We start from the raw sequence: 15,500 nt of genomic DNA, 5'->3' as shown, positions 1-15,500 counted from the left end.
CGAGCAGGCTGTATCGCTCGCAATCGTACGCGTTATCGGGGTTCGAAGCCCGACGCCACTGGAATGTGAGCTAACTGACGGCTGTCCCCAACGACGATCAGGTTCTTCGCGCAGCCCAGCGCCAGGATGCCCGGTACGATGTCCTGCTGTGAGGCCTCGTCGATGATGACGTAGTCGAGGGCTGCGCCCGGTGCGATCGAGTTGACGATGGAGTGCGTGCTGCTACCGAGGATGGGAAAGCGTTGCAAGAAGTGGTCGAACTGCTTCCGATACTGGTCCTCATTGATGCCACCTGGCTCAGTGGTATGCGCATGCAAGTGTTGCTTGAGGTAGCGCATCGACCCTGTCGTCAACGCCTCCAGCGACGCCGTGAAATTGCCTTGCGCGAGCGACTCGCGGCATGCCCCCAAGGCCCGCCTCCTTGTTTTGCAGCGCCTTGTCGTAGTAGTGCATCTGCAAAGCATGAATGATGGACTGGCGGACTCCTTCTCGAAAGGCTTGGCGCGGAAAATCCTGAAATTGAACAGCAGCTCGATTCGGTCCTTGAGCCGAATCGGCTGCTCTCCAAGATGGGATAGGTAGGCTATCAGGTCCGACGTCTTGTCTGGCGACAAGCCGTACTTGTCCAGAGACGCTCGAACCTGTAGCCCGTTCTCGTCCTGCCACTGCAGCAGATGGCGACGTTCGATACGTAGTTCATCGATGTCAGCCTGCAATTGCGCTGCTGTGTTGTGATCGTGGAGATGCCGCCTCAACCGTGCAAGCAGCGCTTGGATTTCGTCCATGGTCGGTGCGGGCTCGGGTTCGACGGACGGCCGGGGAGGTAGATTGTCGAAGAAAGCCGCCCGGTTTTCCTTGCTGCCGAGCTTGGCAACCAAATGGTCAAGCCCGGCTTTCTCCAGCTTCGTGTAAACGTTCTCCACGGCCGGATTGTTGTTGGACAGTACCGCGACCGTCTTACCCTGCAGCAGGATGTTGGCAAGGATGTTTAGAATGGTCTGCGTCTTGCCGGTTCCAGGCGGCCCCTCAATGACGCTAATCTGCGCGCGGAACCCTTGCTCGACCGCCGTGAGCTGGCTTTCGTTCACGCCAAATGGAAAGATCAGACCATCGACTTGCGCCTGCATCCCGTTCTGCCCCGTGCAATAGGCGTTCAAGGCAGTGTCCGGCCGGGGAGGCAGGCTCTCTAGCTGGCGGACGATATTGGCCGCGATCTCGCGCTGGATCTTTGAACCCGCGTTTTCCCTTCGGGCGTTCGCCACGTCGACAAAATACCGAAAGACAGACCCTTCCTTCATTGTTGTCGGCTTGACGAACTCGACGCTGTTCAATTTGTGAACGTACGGCTTGGAGGCGCCAGGATAGTAGACCACGGCATACCGCTCGCCGTAGATTGTCGCTCTCTCGACGGACTGAACGGATGCGCCACCTGGCTTTGCGAGCAACATCTCGTCCAACTCACGAGTGGGAACAACGCGGCAGTCACTGAGCGGGCGAGTGAATGTCTTCCTGGATGGGAAATAACATGTCAGTTGAAGGCTCTCGTACTTGTCGCTCCAGTAGATCGCCCAGTCGCTGATCTGAGAGGTCTTGTCCTCTCCGCTTACATGAATAGACACCATAAGTCTTGGATTCGTCTTAGACGGGTACGCGTCAGGACGGATCTCCCTTATTATCTCTTCTGCACTAAGACGGCCATCTCCGATGGATAAGTCAGCGCGCGGCAGCCCACCGGACGGATGGCTTGATTTCGCTCGAAGTGCCCACAAAGGACTGACTGCATTGAGGGCTCTGAAACACCGATTGTCAACGATTTCGCGCCCCGCGTCGAACGTCCGCTCATGGCCGCTTTCCGAAGTTTGCAGTACCTACATTCCGCAGCGAACGCGACCGTCGCGCGAACTTCCGTAGTCGACCTTGCGTCGTCACTGGCCAGTGCTATGGTTTCAGCGCGGGAGGGTAACCTATCAATCGCTCGGCTCGAGCTTGAAATGGAGTTCAGCGTATCCCGCGTTGCACCGCCAGACCTCCTTTCCGTCTCGGAGAAAAATAGCCACGCCCTTCACCACCTTGCACGGAGCCTGAGGGTAAACAGGACCATGCCCATTGACCGCAGCGGCCAAGGCACTGCGCTCCTTACAGACCGCCATGTATCTTCCATCTTGCAGTGTCATTTAGTTCGCCAAAATCTGACGCGCCTGCTCGCCGCCAACGCATCGCTGGCCAATGAGCAGTTCGTCGTGCCGATGTGTTTCACTGTTCTCCGTCCGGCAGTGTCTCGCCCAATGTTGCCCGAACGAGTGGCCGCGTGTAGGGTGCCTGCACGGCACGTGGCAGACCGCGCTTTGTCGCGTCCGTGATGACACGCTCACCATCTTCAGTGATCCACGCCACGACTTCTTGCGCGGACCACGTTTCGAACGCGGCGCGCACGGCCAGTTCGAGCTTTTCGTCGCAGCCCAGTTCATCCCATTGGTTGTGCTCGTCAGCCTGCGCGTTCCATGTCGCCCTCGCAGCCTCGATCACTTCGTTCTCACTCATCCCGACCTTCTTCTGTTTCAGGCGTCGCATCGCTTGATCTCGAGCGCCTGAAGAGTTCATGTCCGCGATCGCAGCACCGTTGAAGATTTTCTGTGCTTGATCGACAAGTCAAGTTAATGCGCTCCCGCATCTGCGGCGACTTCTTGCGTCCAGAAGTTCAATTGCGGCCAGGCGGCCTGATCACCTCGCTTGCGAATCGCACAGAAGCCTGCGTGAGCGAGACCATGAATGCCAAAGTATGCATTCATCTGCAAAGCGAGTCGAATATCTGCCCCTTCGCCGTCGTATTCATCGTCGCGAATAATCTCCCTGCCCGGAAGACCAAGGCTCACGCCAGCAGCCCACGCCCATGCGGTGGCTTCCGGGTCCGAGCACTGAATGACGGCGCGATACAGGGGAGCATCCGGGTGCAAGCCCTCTTCGTCAATGCGTCTGAGCATCTCGCGCTGCCCTGCATACAGGTTGCCGTTCATCAAAGAACGGAAGCAGCGCGGTGTGATCGCCAGATGGCCCGCCTCATGAAGCACGGTTGATATCCGACACTCGGGATCGGTAACCAAGGTGCCTTGGTCGATGCGGCATCCGTCCGAAAAACCGGTGGCCCCGGCCTCGTAACGTGCAAGAATGCCGGGTCCATTCAGGAACTGCAGCACCTGGTCCCGGGTCGAGGAAGCATCGATTGAATAGTTGCTTAGCATGCGCCGAAATCGCTTCTCGACAGGGTTAAGTTGATCACCTCGCTGTCCGCGCGGCGCGCCGGATGCGTCTGACTGCGGCAGCAGGCGTATCTGAAACTAAAGACCAATCGTGATGCCACCACGCGATCACCGCTGCGGCATCTCGCTCGGTCCTCGCACTGGCAACCTCCTCCACCGCCGCCGTAACCTCTTCCCACCAACTCGCTGATTCGCCGTCGCTCGCCATGCGGTCGATCGCTTCGCGATAGATGGTCTTGGCTTGCTCGATCGATATTTTCATCGGCTGTCCTCCCCTCACGGGCGCGTCAGTAGGCGAACGATGCGCGGATCATGCCGGACGTCGATCACCATCTCTATCTTGATATGGACGACGTCCGCATGTACGGGGTTGAGAATGTAGTTGTAGGCAAAAGGCATCACCGCGCTGGGGACTTTGAGCAACGCTGTTGATCCGCCCTCAAGCCATTCGCTGCCGGCGGACTGCGTATAGGACGCGTCCTCTCTCCAATTCTCCGGCAAAACGCTCTCGCTTAATTCGGCAATCGTCACTTGGTCACCGATCGCCACGCGCAGCAGACGATATGTGTCGGGCAAATCGGCGGTGGACCGAACTTCTTGATGAACGAGCGTCTCGAGCAGAGCACCGGCGGGGGTGCTCGGCCAGATAGACCACCGGCTGCCCTGCAAAGTGCCATCGACCGGGAGCGCGCAGGCCGCCGACGCCTTTCAAGTCGGCGTAGTTGCTGATCCTCCACAGAACCATCAGGCGAAATATCCCTCGTCAATCTGTACGAGCGCGTCCTCGACCAGACGCGCCCCATGCTCGGTTGCAGCCATTCCAAGGGCGCTGAGGCCATCGAAGCGCTTCTGCAGACCGCGCAACCAAACCAAGGCCTTTTCGTTACTGCCGAAAGCGGCGTTCGCCTGCGCGACGATGCGCGCCAAACGAATGGCTCGATCGGATTCCTCCGTCGACAGGCGTTCGTGTTGCTGCCGACGATGCGTGAGTGTTCGCCGCGGGATAATGAAAGCCAGTTCGTCGGCCTTCAGCCCCTGAGCGGCGAGTCGATCGATTACGTCGACGTTGACGCGATCCTGCGCCAGTCCAGCGAGATCGGCATCATCCCGGACGCGCGCGTCAAGCAGTTCACCGAGCAGCGCGTATTCCGCTTGTCGTGCGTTTCCGGTACCAGTCGGTGTGAAGGCGATTATTGTCATGACCGTCCCTTTGGCAAAATGCCCTCCAATTATAGGCGTTTTGCCGACTGCATTGCAACTCGCAGAGGGCCTTGCCCGAGCCCCTTCTGCGCCAACCTCGGGCAATCGACGCGGAAGACCTTCAACGACGTCTTCGGCCGCATCCTTCAAGCGCGTGAAGATGTCGGCGCCTGACCTCGCTCAAAGCTAACTCTGCTCATTTCGAGGGTTCGGCTCGACACCGTCGCTTGCCGCACATTGATTGCAAAGCATTTAATATGCGTTCGCGGCATTTGATCGGTTGCTTTGCGTCAGCGGACAGCCGCGCCGCCTCGCCATCTGGCCGTGCTGACGTCTCGGGATACGGCGTACAGCGTGAGATTGCAGTCCTCACGCTTCCGTACGGCATCTGGCTCGCACGCAACCGCCGAGTGTTCTGCCATAGTCGAACAGATTCGTTGTCGGGTTTACCGTGATGTGCCAGCTTGATCAAACCTGCGCGCTTGCGACGACCCCTCCGCTCAGAATCAGGACCGAACGATGCGGTGCAAGTGCTGCACGGGAGACCGATGATGCTCAGACTCTTCAGCATCATGACGCTAGCGGCTGCAGTCGCGGGATGCGCTTCTGCTCCACCGGACGGCTCTCCCGATCCGGCTTGTGGTAATGCTCCTCGTCGGCTCCACCACTTCGAAGTTCGCCTCATCGAACAACGAGAAGAAACCAAGTCGAGTGCTGTGCAGCTCTATCGCCGACGACACGGGCTCCCAACCCAGCCGTCGACGCCCTGCGTCCATTGACGCTCGGCGACGTGAACGACATCCTCTGATGCCGGGCGTCGACGAAGTCGTCCTGGCTCGCTTTTCAACAGGGTTGTCCACGGTTTCTGTGGATAACTTGTCGGGAACCCGATATGGCGGACCCGCTGTCGTCATTTCGCCGTGGCGTGAATGATGAGCTTGGGGATCGACTCACGAGGCCCGGTCCCTAGATCGGCCCTAGCCGACATTGAGGCCGGTTGCGTTTAACGTCAGGAGCCTGGCAGATTGCTGACCTTGGCGATGTCGCGCGGCAGGACTGCAACTTCTGCGTCGGCGAACTCACACTCACGACCCACGTCGGCCGCTCAGGTTGTCGGGAGAGCAATGGCTGCTTGCGGGAGTACAACGGCCCACTGAATCTTCCCGAGATTGCGGGCGCATCCTCAGCTGTTTCGGGAGGGGCTAGTGGGACGCCTGACTAGGCGGCACAAATTAAACGCATACTGGCGACCCCATGACCCATACAAAAGGCTTTCATCGGCCGCTACACTGCCATATCGACCTTGCGTCAGTACAATCGCAAAAGGCCGCGCCACTCAATAATCTATTACATAACGAAATTCTTGGCCGAGCCCACGAACTTCTCGTAATAGGAAATTTGAATGAATGTGCTCGTCATTGACGACGATGAGTCCGTCGCGGACAGTCTTGCCTTTTTATTGGATTGCAATGGTCACTGTGCTTACGTGGGCTACGACGGCCGGACTGCCCTCACGCTCCTTCGCACCGGCGCTTTTGGAATCGCTTTCCTTGACGAGGGCCTCCCCGACATCACTGGCAGCACTGTCGCGCGTTCGCTGAGGGAAACACCGATTCCCTCCGGGATTTTTCTCGTTTCAATGACGGGAGACGCAGACAGTCAGAGAGAAACTGCTCAGCTCTACGATGTCTGTCTGCAGAAGCCGTTCTCGTTGGAGGCGCTCATGAAGGTCATCGACGACGCTCGCTCTAGCCAAGACGCGAGGACTGTGCTCCAGGCCTAGAGTTATGTGAACGGAAGCATGATGACGTCCATTGGCGTGCAATCGGGCTTACAGAGCTCCACAGGCGATTGTGGCGCGCCGATGGACAGTGCAATCGAATTTTTCGACGGACGAGCAGCGATATTCGAGTTCGACGCCGAGGCGCACCCGCCGCGAAGCCGAACTGCTGGCCGTCGTGCTGACATGCCGATTCTGCAAAGCGCGCTGCATCCCATTCCGAACCATCCAAGCCTCGAAGCGACTTTTCGGCTGAACGCCGCGACATCGCCTCAGGCTTCCGTTGTTCGCTTTATCGCGGAGAAGGGTGGCGGCGCCGCTACCGCGTGAGACGACGCCCGTTCTCATGACGGCACTTCCAATCTCGTCGTCCTCATCGGCCGCGATCGCGTTCCCGTTCGCGCGTCTACTGTCCCTCTAGCCTTACCTGTACGCCAATGGCGCAGCCCGACCGCACGTCGCATGGGGTACTCGGAATCGATGGCACGCTCTCGGCGCTGACAATGGGTTTGAGCGTTTCCGGACTGTCTCCAGGCACCATCTGAAAGTCGAGTACAGCGCCGCTGTCATAACCGATGTGCATCGCGCCTGTGCAGCCAGAGTGACCGTGTACGTCCCTTGCTGACTGGGACTAAATGTGGCCTGGCCCTGGGGAGTCCCCTTCGCATCCGAGAACCGGTTCGTGTAGAGCTGCCTGCTCCTTCGAACGTCTGGAGCGCCACTCCAATCGATAAGAATTGGTGAGGGGAGCGGGTCAAGCACAGGCGGAGATTTGCTTGTGTCCAAAATGCCGAGCAGCGCCCCGTGTGCGCTGAAGAACAGTCTCCTCTGAGCGAGGACGCGGAGCACTCATCCCGGCAAAGGTGCCATTGCTGCCGATCACACAAGTCGACGTTACCATTGATAGCACTCCTGCCTTTCTGCAAGACATGGCCATCTCTTTTGTGCATTTCCAGACTAGCGACGCATGCAACGTCCGATCCTTACGCTACCGCAAGGCCCCGAGCTACGTCTCTCTATTGTACGGCCTCCTCCGGCGGACCGTGTCCGCATTGTTCGTCCGGTTCCCGGATCACTGCGCCTTCGGCGGAGCCGAGCGCGGCACCGAAGGCGGGCCCGCTTCGCGGGAGGAGAAGCGCTTCAGCGGTCACGGCGGACTCGAGTCGGCAGGTCCCGAATCGCTGATAGCGCGATCCTCCCGCGTGGGTGCCAATGAATCAGAAGCGGTGACGCAAACCGATGGTGGCCTCAATCTGATTCGATGTCGATGCCGGTGAATTCACACCGTTGATCCAGGCGACTCCCAGCGGGTTGCCGGCCCTCGCGCTCACGCTTTGATAGGTGCTTTGGATATAGACGTCCGTGCGTTTTGAGAAGGCGTAGTTCGCGAGCGCGCTCACCTGATTCCAGTGCGGAGCACCGCTCCCGGCGTTGCCTCCGGCCCGTGAGTAAGTGTAGGCCGCCGCCAGCATAACGGCTGGTGTCAAAGCGAACCGAATGTTTCCTTCATAGTTCTGAAAGTGCGTGTTGAAGCCGGTCAGGAACAGTTCCGTCAGGTTCGTTTGCGTATATACGAAGCCTGCAACCAAGGGGCCGACCGCATAGTTCACGCCTCCGCCCCACGTTTGCTGTCGACTAGCGAGCGCACCTAATGGTACTGCGGTAGGAGTTAGAAGACCTGATAGTGAGGTCCCAAGCGTATCGGTGACTGCCCCGTTCGTGTTGAGTTGTGCCGGGGTGCCGGCCGAGTTGTTCAGGTGCAAATACCCGGCGCCAAAGTTCAACGGTCCCCACATGTACGACATGCCGACACTGTACGCACGGTTGTTCGCGAAGCCACCGGCCTGGTTCGAGAAGCCATACAGGGCCCCGATCCTGAAGCCGGCAAAATTCGGGCTCTGATACTTGACAGAATTGTTGATCTGGAACGAGTCGTTCAAATTGTCGACGTCGAACGGATGTGCAAAGTGGGTGCCGCCATACTGTGTGCCGGTCAACGAGAGCGGCCCTACGAAGTCAACCATGCCGTCGGTTTGACGTCCCAAGGTGAGCGAGCCAAAATCGCGACTGGAAACTCCGACGTAGGCCAAGCGGTTGAAGATGCGATTGGCAGACGACAACTGTCCGTTGTTCAGATTGAAGCCGTTCTCCAGAGTGAAAATCGCCTGCAACCCGCCGCCGAGATCTTCCGCTCCGCGCAGCCCCCAACGACTGTACTGTACGCCTCCACTCGTCATCTGCCAGTTGCTGTGACCACCTGCTCCGGTGCCGGTGATCTGGCTGTTCGTGTAAGTGAGACCTGCGTCGATGAGGCCGTAAAGTGTGACATTGCTTTGCGCCTGCGCCGACCCGGCCAGGGTGGCCAGCGCAGCACCGGCTATAAGAGTTTTCTTCATTCGCTACTCCAGAATTGTGGGCCGTTTTCGTTAAACGCTTCACGCCACCCCGTACCGCGACGTCCTCTCTGCGGAGAAGTTGCTGTCGCCATACGACGATAATGCCAATTTGGTATCCGAATCTATCGCGTCGTAGAGTTTGTCGCTCGGTAGCAACACGCGCGGCCACGTTGCATGGAGTTGCCGTTTTGCGACGAACGCAACATGGGTGTTCGTTCGGCATCCTACGATCCCGAACGAGCATTCCAACGCCAGCGATACGCTCTTCGCCTTGCGCTTTTCCGATTACGAGCTAACCTTCCTCTGCGCCACTGAAATTGAGCGGGAAGTAGATCTCCACGGTGGTTCACCCGCTTCGGCGGGTTTTTTTCGTCCGCGTGTTCGCGACAGTGGTGTTCAGACGGCCGAGCAGAGTCGACCGTCTACTGACTGCTGCGCTGTGTTATAACTTCGCTTGCAGTTCGCTCGTGCTCTATGGGATTCTTTATTCCGCGTTGGAGAACATCGATGCAAAGACGAAACTTCTTGTGCAACTCCGCCGCCATCCTGGCATTGGCAGCCCTCGCAGTAGCCGGCTGCACGACTAACAGAAACGCTGGAACCGAGCAGGCCGCGGGCGCGGCTGACCTGCACCGGTCGATCGACGCAGACGTCGATAGCGCCCTTCAGCGTCTCTACGCCACCGTAGGCGGCTCGCGCGAGCTAGTCGCTAAGGCGAGCGGCGTGCTCGTTTTCCCGTCAGTTATTCAGGCTGGCTTTGTTGTCGGCGCGCAGTATGGGAAAGGCGCGCTGCGCGCGGGGGCCAAACCGTCGGGTACTACAGCACGACCTCGGGCTCGTTCGGCCTACAGGCCGGGGCGCAGTCGAAAGCGCTGATCTTCCTGTTTATGACACAGGACGCACTCAACAAATTTCGTAATTCGAATGGCTGGTCGGCCGGCGCAGATGCATCCGTGGCGCTCGTCAGGATGGGTGCGAACGGTACGATCGACACAACCACCGCCAGTAAGCCAGTACAGGCGTTCGTACTGACCAACGCCGGCCTGATGGCGGACGCCTCGCTTGAGGGCACAAAGGTGTCACGCCTGACGGAATGAGCGGCGCCGAGGATCGGGCGCCATAGCGTAGCTGCAAGGGCGACCTTTCGGCCTCACCCGAAGGACGCTATGTGCCTCCTCATTCAGCGCGCACTCGACCGATTTGGCAGATCCGGGGAAACCCCTCTTCTTCGAGAAGTTGCCAGCGATCGTATAGAAGATGCCAGAGGTCGTCTCTCCGGATAAGGCAAAATATACGCGGAAGACGCACGCGACCGGCGGCATTTCCCCGCTTGCGTTGCGCACTCGGACGCATGGAGATGCGCTATGGAAAATGTCACGAAAACCTGCTCGGCGCTTGCTACGTTCGCGCTCCTGCTGACCGGATATCCCGCCATCAGCGCGCCACAAAGCAAACGACACCTGAGCGAAACGGAGTGCCGTGACCTTGCCGCAACCAAAAGCAACGCACCTAAGACGAGGTCGCAGCACCGAAGCGAGCTTTCGGCCCTGAGTAAAGCGGGCTACAACCCGTCGCCATGGCACGACGACCCAAACTACCCAGCAGATCTGCACGCCGCTCAGCGTCTGGTTGACCATTGGTTCGAAACCGAGTGCAAGGCATCTCCAAGGTGAAAGGCCCCGGACCCACTACGCTCCTCCTCCGAGTGCAGAGCAAGCGAGCTCGGCGTTTCAGCGCGACGCGCGATGTTGCGCACGACTCGCGGCCTGCTATTTCCCACTGGCGACTCAGCCCCCGCGCGCCGCAAAAGCCTTGATTTTGTCTATGATAAAAGCTGCCTTCGGAAAAGCTCGTCTCTCATTTCTATGACATTTCGATCGACCGGGATATGACAAATTCGACAGAGCGCGTTTTAGAGCCAGACCCGGTCGCTAACGGCGCCCCCGAGTCAAATCCTACCTTAGAGCGCGCTCCGCCGGCGGCCGTGACAGGAATCGGTATCGGGGCGATCGCGCAAGAAATCGGTGTAACGAGGGACACCTTGCGCGTTTGGGAACGCCGCTACGGCTTTCCGCAGCCGATGCGCGCTCCCAGCGGCGAGCGGCTATATCCACAGGAGCAGGTGTCGAAGCTGCGGCTCGTCACGCGTCTGCTCGACGCAGGTCATCGTCCGAGTAAGGTCCTCGCACAGTCGCTCGAAGCGCTTCAGCAGCTCGCCGAGACTTCCGGGATCGGGCAGGACGTGCCGGACGCCGAACTCGATCGTCTGATTTCATTACTGCGCGCGAGTGCCTATGAAGAGTTTCGCTTTGAACTGTTGAAGCGCGCCGCGCGCGACGGTCTCGAGCGTTTCGTGCTGGACGTGGCGGCGCCGCTGTCGGCACGGGTCGGAAACGCCTGGGCCGCAGGCACCCTGCAGGTGTACCACGAGCATCTGTTCAGCGAGGCGCTCCAGACCACGTTGCGCACGCTGATGCGCCCTCTGTCTGATGCGCTTCGCGGGCGCGGCGGCCGTCCCCGCGTGCTGCTCACGACGCTGTCCGGCGAGGGCCACGGTCTTGGCATCCTGATGGCCGAGGCGATGTTCATGCTCTCCGAATGTGAGTGCATCCAGCTGGGGCTGCAGACGCCGCTGCATGATATCGTCGGCGCCGTGGCGGCGCATCGGGTCGATATCGTCGCGCTCTCCTTCACCGCGACGCTGCCCACGCAGTCCGTCGCGAACGGCTTGACCGATCTGCGCAATCTGCTGCCGCCGCACGTGCACATTTGGGTCGGTGGAAGCAGCCCGGCGCTGCGCCGCAAGTTTGAGGACCGCGTGCATCCGGTCATAAGTTTGACCATGGTAGATGAGACCGTTTCGAACTGGCGGCAACTGCCCATGCCATGATCGGCAATATCGGGCGAGTCACAGTTCAGCTGGCGCGTGTCGAGCAAAAAAGCGCTCTGCCGAACGAAGGCCGCAACCTGTGCGCGGCGATCACGCGACCGAAGAGAATCACGCGTGCCGAGCTTCCGGGACAGCGCGAAAGCTTGCAGCCGGTCCTAAAGGCACGAGGTCACTTTAAATGTGTTCTCCAGGAGGCTGCTTGACATGAGTCAAGCGCAATCGCTTCGCACCGGAGTGCTCAGGTTTTCGGACCAGACTCGGACCGGGGGCGACGCGCCAGCAAGAGCGGTACTTCTGTCAGTTGGGCCACGCGTCCGGACACAGTCCCGAGTATCCAGCGCGCGACCTCTCTTTGCCCATGAGAATTGCATCGGCGTTCCAGCGCGCGGCTCCATGCACGATCGCATGCGCGACATCGTCACCCGTTTCATCGGTTCGTACAAGCGCAGCATCGAACGCGAAATCCTGTGCACACCAGGTTTCTGAGAAGACCGTGCGGGCCTTCGCCAAAGCAGACTGTCCTTCTTCGAAGAATGCCTCTTGAAGCGACGTCGTCGACGCGGCGTCAGTCGCGCGAGCCGAACGATCGATGACGTAGATCGCTTGCACCTGTGCGCCCGGCCCGGCGATCTTGAGCCCTGCTCGCAAGGATGCCAGCGAAACGGGACTGCCGTCCACGGCACACAGCAATCGGCAGGGTCTGGCGGTCTCGAACCGGGCGGGAGGCGCGGGCAGCACCTGCATCGAACAGTGCGCCATGTCCGCCGCATCCCGGGTCGTCCGCTCGGTCCATTGCAGGATGCCCATGTGGCGGCGTGCGGCTAGCATCATGAGATCGGCGCGCCACGTCTGCGCCGCCCGCGTAAGCGCGTGAGCCGCGTCTCCGCCGCTCTCGAACAGGTCGGCGACAAAGGTATTCACGTCGATGCCTGCGCTCTGGAGGAACCCCCGCGCCCTGTCTATACTCGCCTCGACGCCGCGCTGCAATCGCACATGCGCCGCGATCGCGTTAAAGAACGCGAGCGGTGCGTGTGGAATCATCGCGCGCCCATTCTTCAGCAATCCGACAATGCGTACCTTCGTGTCCACGTCGGCCAGCGAGACGGTGAGAGCGGCCGCTTCCGTCCAGTCGTCCGTCGAATCGACGCATAGCATGACTCGCCCGAACGCCGCGCATTAGTTACAGTGAGTTGACGTGTTGCTCATAGGATCCTCTCTACCCGCGATGGAATGAAATGGCGGCCGCCATGAGACGCAGCCCGAAACTTAGCGAAAGGTGCCCTTGACAAAGCCGAATGTTGGCGGGAGGCCGTGCGTCGCTGTCGTCCGAGGTAGCTCACCTTGTTGTCGCTGCCGAAGCGTTCGGGGAGCGCGCGTGCCAGCACGGGATCGATCCGGTGCGAGGCAATTCATGAAGCTTCGGTCGTTACCGGCTAGACGTCGATCGTGTGCGCGGCCTTGAGGCGTATCCAAGTCATGCCTTCGCGCAGACCGGCGAGTACCGCCTCGGGTTCATTGTCGAAGGAATGCGTCTGCCTGAACCGGTGCATGAAGCTTGCTCCTTCCACGCCGCGGTGCTCGACGCTGATCGAACACTCGACGCCTTGCTGCGTCCGCTCCGTATTGCAGGCGACGGTCCAGTTGGCGCCGGCTATTGATCCCGTGAGCGACATGTCGATTCTCCGTTGATCGATCCAGGTTTCGTTGCAAAGATGTGTGAGTGACACGTCGACTTTATAGGCGACGCACTGCGTGGGCTTGAGCCAGGTAAACGGATCGCATCGCCGGGGGTGCGACGTACTCCGTTTGATTTAGCTCAATGGCCGTGCGCGCGACGACAGGCAGACTTACTTCCATGCGATGACGAATCATTGCGATTCACGCGACTCGGTCACTCTCCCGTCACGCTTGTGCGCGACCCGGGACATCGGTCGTACGTCGAAGGCATACATGAGCAGAATCGAGCGCCACAGTGCTACGCCAAAGACTGGGTCGCCCGCTCGACGAGTCCTGCCTCGCGGTGCGATCGCACAAGCAGTTCCGGCAGGAGCGGCACTCTTCGCCCTCTGGTGGGTCGGCATCCACTACCTGTCCGCGATGTGCCCAGTCGGCACGTTGGCTCGTGCGTGGCTGTTCTTGGGCGCTTCAACGAGCGTGCTGCTGCTCACGAGTCTGATCCTTCTCCTTGCGACTCACCGCGCCGCGCACGCGAGCGTCGTTCAGGCGACGATGAGCTACGGGCAGCTCGACAGCATCCTCCGGTCAACGACGGACGCCATTATCACGATCGATGCGACGCAGCGCATCGTCAAGGTCAATCCGACGGCCGAACGCGTGTTCGGGTGCGCCGCGCGCGACGCGATTGGCGGCCCGCTGTCTCGCTTCATCCCGGTGCGTTACCGTGCGGCGCACGACGATCAGGTGCGGCATTTCGAACAAACCCGCGTGTCGGAGCGACGGATGGGTCCACAGCGCGTGTTGTACGGCCTGCGCGCCGACGGCGAGGAATTCCCGATCGAGGCATCGATATCGCAGGCGGACGCGAGCGTGCTGGGAAAGGGCCGCGCCATTGACCTGAGTCAACCGCGTCGCTTGCTGCGTCCAACCGTTCTCGTCCACCTGGTTACCAGTGTCCGGGCGCACCCCAGACTGGAATCCGCGTTGCAGTTGGCCACGCTTCGACGCGTATGTCATCGGGCATTTTGCTGTCTTCGAACCCAACCGGCGTGCCCTCAACGTCTGAGATTGACCCGCCACAACGGACACCTATCCTTTTGAAAAGGGGGTGTCAAAATGGGCAAGCATCGAGCACCGTACCCGGCGGAGTTCCGGGCTCACATAGTCGAGCTGGTGAAGGCGGGGCGAACACCCGAGGAGCTTGCGCGAGAGTTCGAGCCTAGTGTGCAGACGATAATCAACTGGGTGGCGCAGGCGGATATTGACGCCGGCGCGCGTCAGGAGGGGTTGACCACGGCTGAGCGCCAAGAGCTCACCCGTTTGCGCCGCGAGAATCGGCAATTAAAGACGGAGCGCGACATTCTCTCTCACGCCGCGGCCTGGTTCGCCCGCGAGACAGGAGCCGTGTCCTCGAAGGATACGGATTCATGAGAGCAAACCAGGCCCGTTGGCCCATTGCCACGATGGCGCGGCTGCTGGGAGTCTCGACCAGCGGTTACTACGCGTGGCTGGTGAGGGAGCCATCAAGGCGGTCACGTAGCGATGCTCAGCTACTGACGCGCATTCGTACGCTGCATGCGAGTTCGCGAGGTACGTACGGAGTGCCGCGCATCCATGCGCAACTTGCGCGCGAGGGAGTGCACGTGGGACGCAAACGAGTCGCGCGCCTGATGCGCATCGCGGACCTACGGGGAGCAAGTCGACGGCGCTGGCCGCGTACAACGCGCCAGCGTGCGGGGGCACGGCGTGCGCCGGACCTCGTGCGCCGGCACTTCAATGCTGAAGGGCCCAACATACTGTGGGTCGCAGATGCCACCTACATTCCGACGACAGAAGGCTTTCTCTATCTGGCTGTGGTGCTTGATGTCTTCAGCCGGCGCATCGTCGGCTGGGCGATGTCGAGCCACTTGTACACCGAACTGATGTTGCGCGCGCTCGACATGGCCCTCCAGCAGCGACGTCATGAGGGCGTGATTTTACATTCCGACCAGGGAGCCCAATACACATCCATTGCCTTTGGGCGACGCTGCCGCGAAGCCGGCGTGCAGCCCTCGATGGGTACAGCCGGCGACGCGTACGACAATGCGATGTGCGAATCCTTCTTTGGGACACTCGAAGCAGAACTCCTGTCGCGCGAACACTTCGCGACCCATGAACAAACCCGCAGGCGCATCTTCTCCTTCTTGGAAGGCTGGTACAACGTACGCCGCCTGCATAGCAGCATCGGCTATTGTTCGCCGCTCGAATTCGAAAACCTGAGCGCCAAGAGAAAAACCGTATCACCCTGCGGGTTGCCCACC

Annotated in this window: 13 protein-coding genes and 3 pseudogenes; 7 read left to right on the top strand and 9 right to left on the bottom strand. The window is 60.1% G+C overall.

All coding sequences use genetic code 11. The features are described 5' to 3' along the window. Positions 1 to 32 precede the first annotated feature (32 nt). The 6 genes and pseudogenes from NK8_RS43240 to NK8_RS41185 form a co-directional block, all read right to left on the bottom strand. Entirely contained in the window at positions 33 to 1,448 is a 1,416-nt protein-coding gene (locus NK8_RS43240; RefSeq protein ID WP_225936706.1) for an AAA domain-containing protein, read from the bottom strand. An 805-nt stretch (positions 1,449 to 2,253) separates the two neighbouring features. Continuing rightward, on the bottom strand, positions 2,254 to 2,541 hold the full coding sequence (locus NK8_RS41205; protein WP_213233788.1) for a hypothetical protein: 288 nt from the start codon (positions 2,539 to 2,541) through the stop codon (positions 2,254 to 2,256). 113 nt (positions 2,542 to 2,654) lie between these two features. Then, positions 2,655 to 3,239 carry a hypothetical protein gene (locus NK8_RS41200; RefSeq protein WP_213233787.1) on the bottom strand — a complete coding sequence of 195 codons (585 nt, stop codon included), beginning with the start codon at positions 3,237 to 3,239 and terminating at the stop codon, positions 2,655 to 2,657. 34 nt (positions 3,240 to 3,273) lie between these two features. Then, the gene (locus NK8_RS41195; protein ID WP_213233785.1) at positions 3,274 to 3,519 is read right to left on the bottom strand and encodes a hypothetical protein; all 246 of its coding nucleotides are present in this window, start codon (positions 3,517 to 3,519) and stop codon (positions 3,274 to 3,276) included. Positions 3,520 to 3,533: 14 nt separating this feature from the next. Continuing rightward, positions 3,534 to 4,005 (bottom strand): annotated as a pseudogene (locus tag NK8_RS41190) (RES family NAD+ phosphorylase). Next, complete coding sequence (locus NK8_RS41185) at positions 4,002 to 4,457, bottom strand: antitoxin Xre-like helix-turn-helix domain-containing protein (RefSeq protein WP_213233784.1); 456 nt, start codon at positions 4,455 to 4,457, stop codon at positions 4,002 to 4,004. The pseudogene NK8_RS41190 and the gene NK8_RS41185 overlap by 4 nt, the downstream one beginning before the upstream one ends. Positions 4,458 to 5,859: 1,402 nt before the next feature. Here NK8_RS41185 and NK8_RS41180 point away from each other — a divergent pair. Then, a complete protein-coding gene (locus tag NK8_RS41180; RefSeq protein ID WP_213233782.1) occupies positions 5,860 to 6,240 on the top strand; it encodes a response regulator in 381 nt (126 codons plus the stop codon). 81 nt (positions 6,241 to 6,321) lie between these two features. Next, positions 6,322 to 6,567, top strand: coding sequence for a hypothetical protein (locus NK8_RS41175; RefSeq protein ID WP_213233781.1), 246 nt, complete (start codon positions 6,322 to 6,324; stop codon positions 6,565 to 6,567). A gap of 887 nt (positions 6,568 to 7,454) precedes the next feature. Here the strand turns inward: NK8_RS41175 and NK8_RS41170 are convergent. After that, positions 7,455 to 8,633 carry a porin gene (locus NK8_RS41170; RefSeq protein WP_213233780.1) on the bottom strand — a complete coding sequence of 393 codons (1,179 nt, stop codon included), beginning with the start codon at positions 8,631 to 8,633 and terminating at the stop codon, positions 7,455 to 7,457. Positions 8,634 to 9,140: 507 nt separating this feature from the next. On the opposite strand from NK8_RS41170, the pseudogene NK8_RS41165 reads away from it, so the two are divergent. The 3 genes and pseudogenes from NK8_RS41165 (at position 9,141) to NK8_RS41155 (ending at position 11,523) form a co-directional block, all read left to right on the top strand. Further along, positions 9,141 to 9,730 (top strand): annotated as a pseudogene (locus NK8_RS41165) (YSC84-related protein). A gap of 267 nt (positions 9,731 to 9,997) precedes the next feature. Next, complete coding sequence (locus tag NK8_RS41160) at positions 9,998 to 10,306, top strand: DUF4148 domain-containing protein (protein ID WP_213233778.1); 309 nt, start codon at positions 9,998 to 10,000, stop codon at positions 10,304 to 10,306. A 215-nt stretch (positions 10,307 to 10,521) separates the two neighbouring features. Beyond that, on the top strand, positions 10,522 to 11,523 hold the full coding sequence (locus NK8_RS41155; RefSeq protein WP_213233777.1) for a cobalamin-dependent protein: 1,002 nt from the start codon (positions 10,522 to 10,524) through the stop codon (positions 11,521 to 11,523). Between the two features lie 297 nt (positions 11,524 to 11,820). Here the strand turns inward: NK8_RS41155 and NK8_RS41150 are convergent, their stop codons facing one another. Next, positions 11,821 to 12,510, bottom strand: coding sequence for a universal stress protein (locus tag NK8_RS41150; RefSeq protein WP_213233776.1), 690 nt, complete (start codon positions 12,508 to 12,510; stop codon positions 11,821 to 11,823). A 446-nt stretch (positions 12,511 to 12,956) separates the two neighbouring features. After that, positions 12,957 to 13,196, bottom strand: coding sequence for a UDP-glucose 4-epimerase (locus tag NK8_RS41145; protein WP_213233775.1), 240 nt, complete (start codon positions 13,194 to 13,196; stop codon positions 12,957 to 12,959). Between the two features lie 277 nt (positions 13,197 to 13,473). On the opposite strand from NK8_RS41145, the gene NK8_RS41140 reads away from it, so the two are divergent. After that, positions 13,474 to 14,301 carry a PAS domain S-box protein gene (locus tag NK8_RS41140; protein WP_225936600.1) on the top strand — a complete coding sequence of 276 codons (828 nt, stop codon included), beginning with the start codon at positions 13,474 to 13,476 and terminating at the stop codon, positions 14,299 to 14,301. A gap of 15 nt (positions 14,302 to 14,316) precedes the next feature. After that, a pseudogene (locus NK8_RS41135) lies at positions 14,317 to 15,452 on the top strand (IS3 family transposase); the annotation flags it as partial. Between the last annotated feature and the right edge of the window lie 48 nt (positions 15,453 to 15,500).

It is taken from the genome of Caballeronia sp. NK8 (genome assembly GCF_018408855.1).
In the GTDB taxonomy this organism is placed as follows: Bacteria; Pseudomonadota; Gammaproteobacteria; order Burkholderiales; family Burkholderiaceae; genus Caballeronia.
This window is presented reverse-complemented; position numbering and strand designations above follow the sequence as displayed.

Bases quoted from the DNA above. Each gene is read 5' to 3' on its own strand.
- NK8_RS43240 (WP_225936706.1), bottom strand. From the start codon at position 1,448: ATGTTGCTCGCAAAGCCAGGTGGCGCATCCGTTCAGTCCGTCGAGAGA.
- NK8_RS41205 (WP_213233788.1), bottom strand. From the start codon at position 2,541: ATGAGTGAGAACGAAGTGATCGAGGCTGCGAGGGCGACATGGAACGCG.
- NK8_RS41200 (WP_213233787.1), bottom strand. From the start codon at position 3,239: ATGCTAAGCAACTATTCAATCGATGCTTCCTCGACCCGGGACCAGGTG.
- NK8_RS41195 (WP_213233785.1), bottom strand. From the start codon at position 3,519: ATGAAAATATCGATCGAGCAAGCCAAGACCATCTATCGCGAAGCGATC.
- NK8_RS41185 (WP_213233784.1), bottom strand. From the start codon at position 4,457: ATGACAATAATCGCCTTCACACCGACTGGTACCGGAAACGCACGACAA.
- NK8_RS41180 (WP_213233782.1), top strand. From the start codon at position 5,860: ATGAATGTGCTCGTCATTGACGACGATGAGTCCGTCGCGGACAGTCTT.
- NK8_RS41175 (WP_213233781.1), top strand. From the start codon at position 6,322: ATGGACAGTGCAATCGAATTTTTCGACGGACGAGCAGCGATATTCGAG.
- NK8_RS41170 (WP_213233780.1), bottom strand. From the start codon at position 8,633: ATGAAGAAAACTCTTATAGCCGGTGCTGCGCTGGCCACCCTGGCCGGG.
- NK8_RS41160 (WP_213233778.1), top strand. From the start codon at position 9,998: ATGGAAAATGTCACGAAAACCTGCTCGGCGCTTGCTACGTTCGCGCTC.
- NK8_RS41155 (WP_213233777.1), top strand. From the start codon at position 10,522: ATGACAAATTCGACAGAGCGCGTTTTAGAGCCAGACCCGGTCGCTAAC.
- NK8_RS41145 (WP_213233775.1), bottom strand. From the start codon at position 13,196: ATGTCGCTCACGGGATCAATAGCCGGCGCCAACTGGACCGTCGCCTGC.
- NK8_RS41140 (WP_225936600.1), top strand. From the start codon at position 13,474: ATGAGCAGAATCGAGCGCCACAGTGCTACGCCAAAGACTGGGTCGCCC.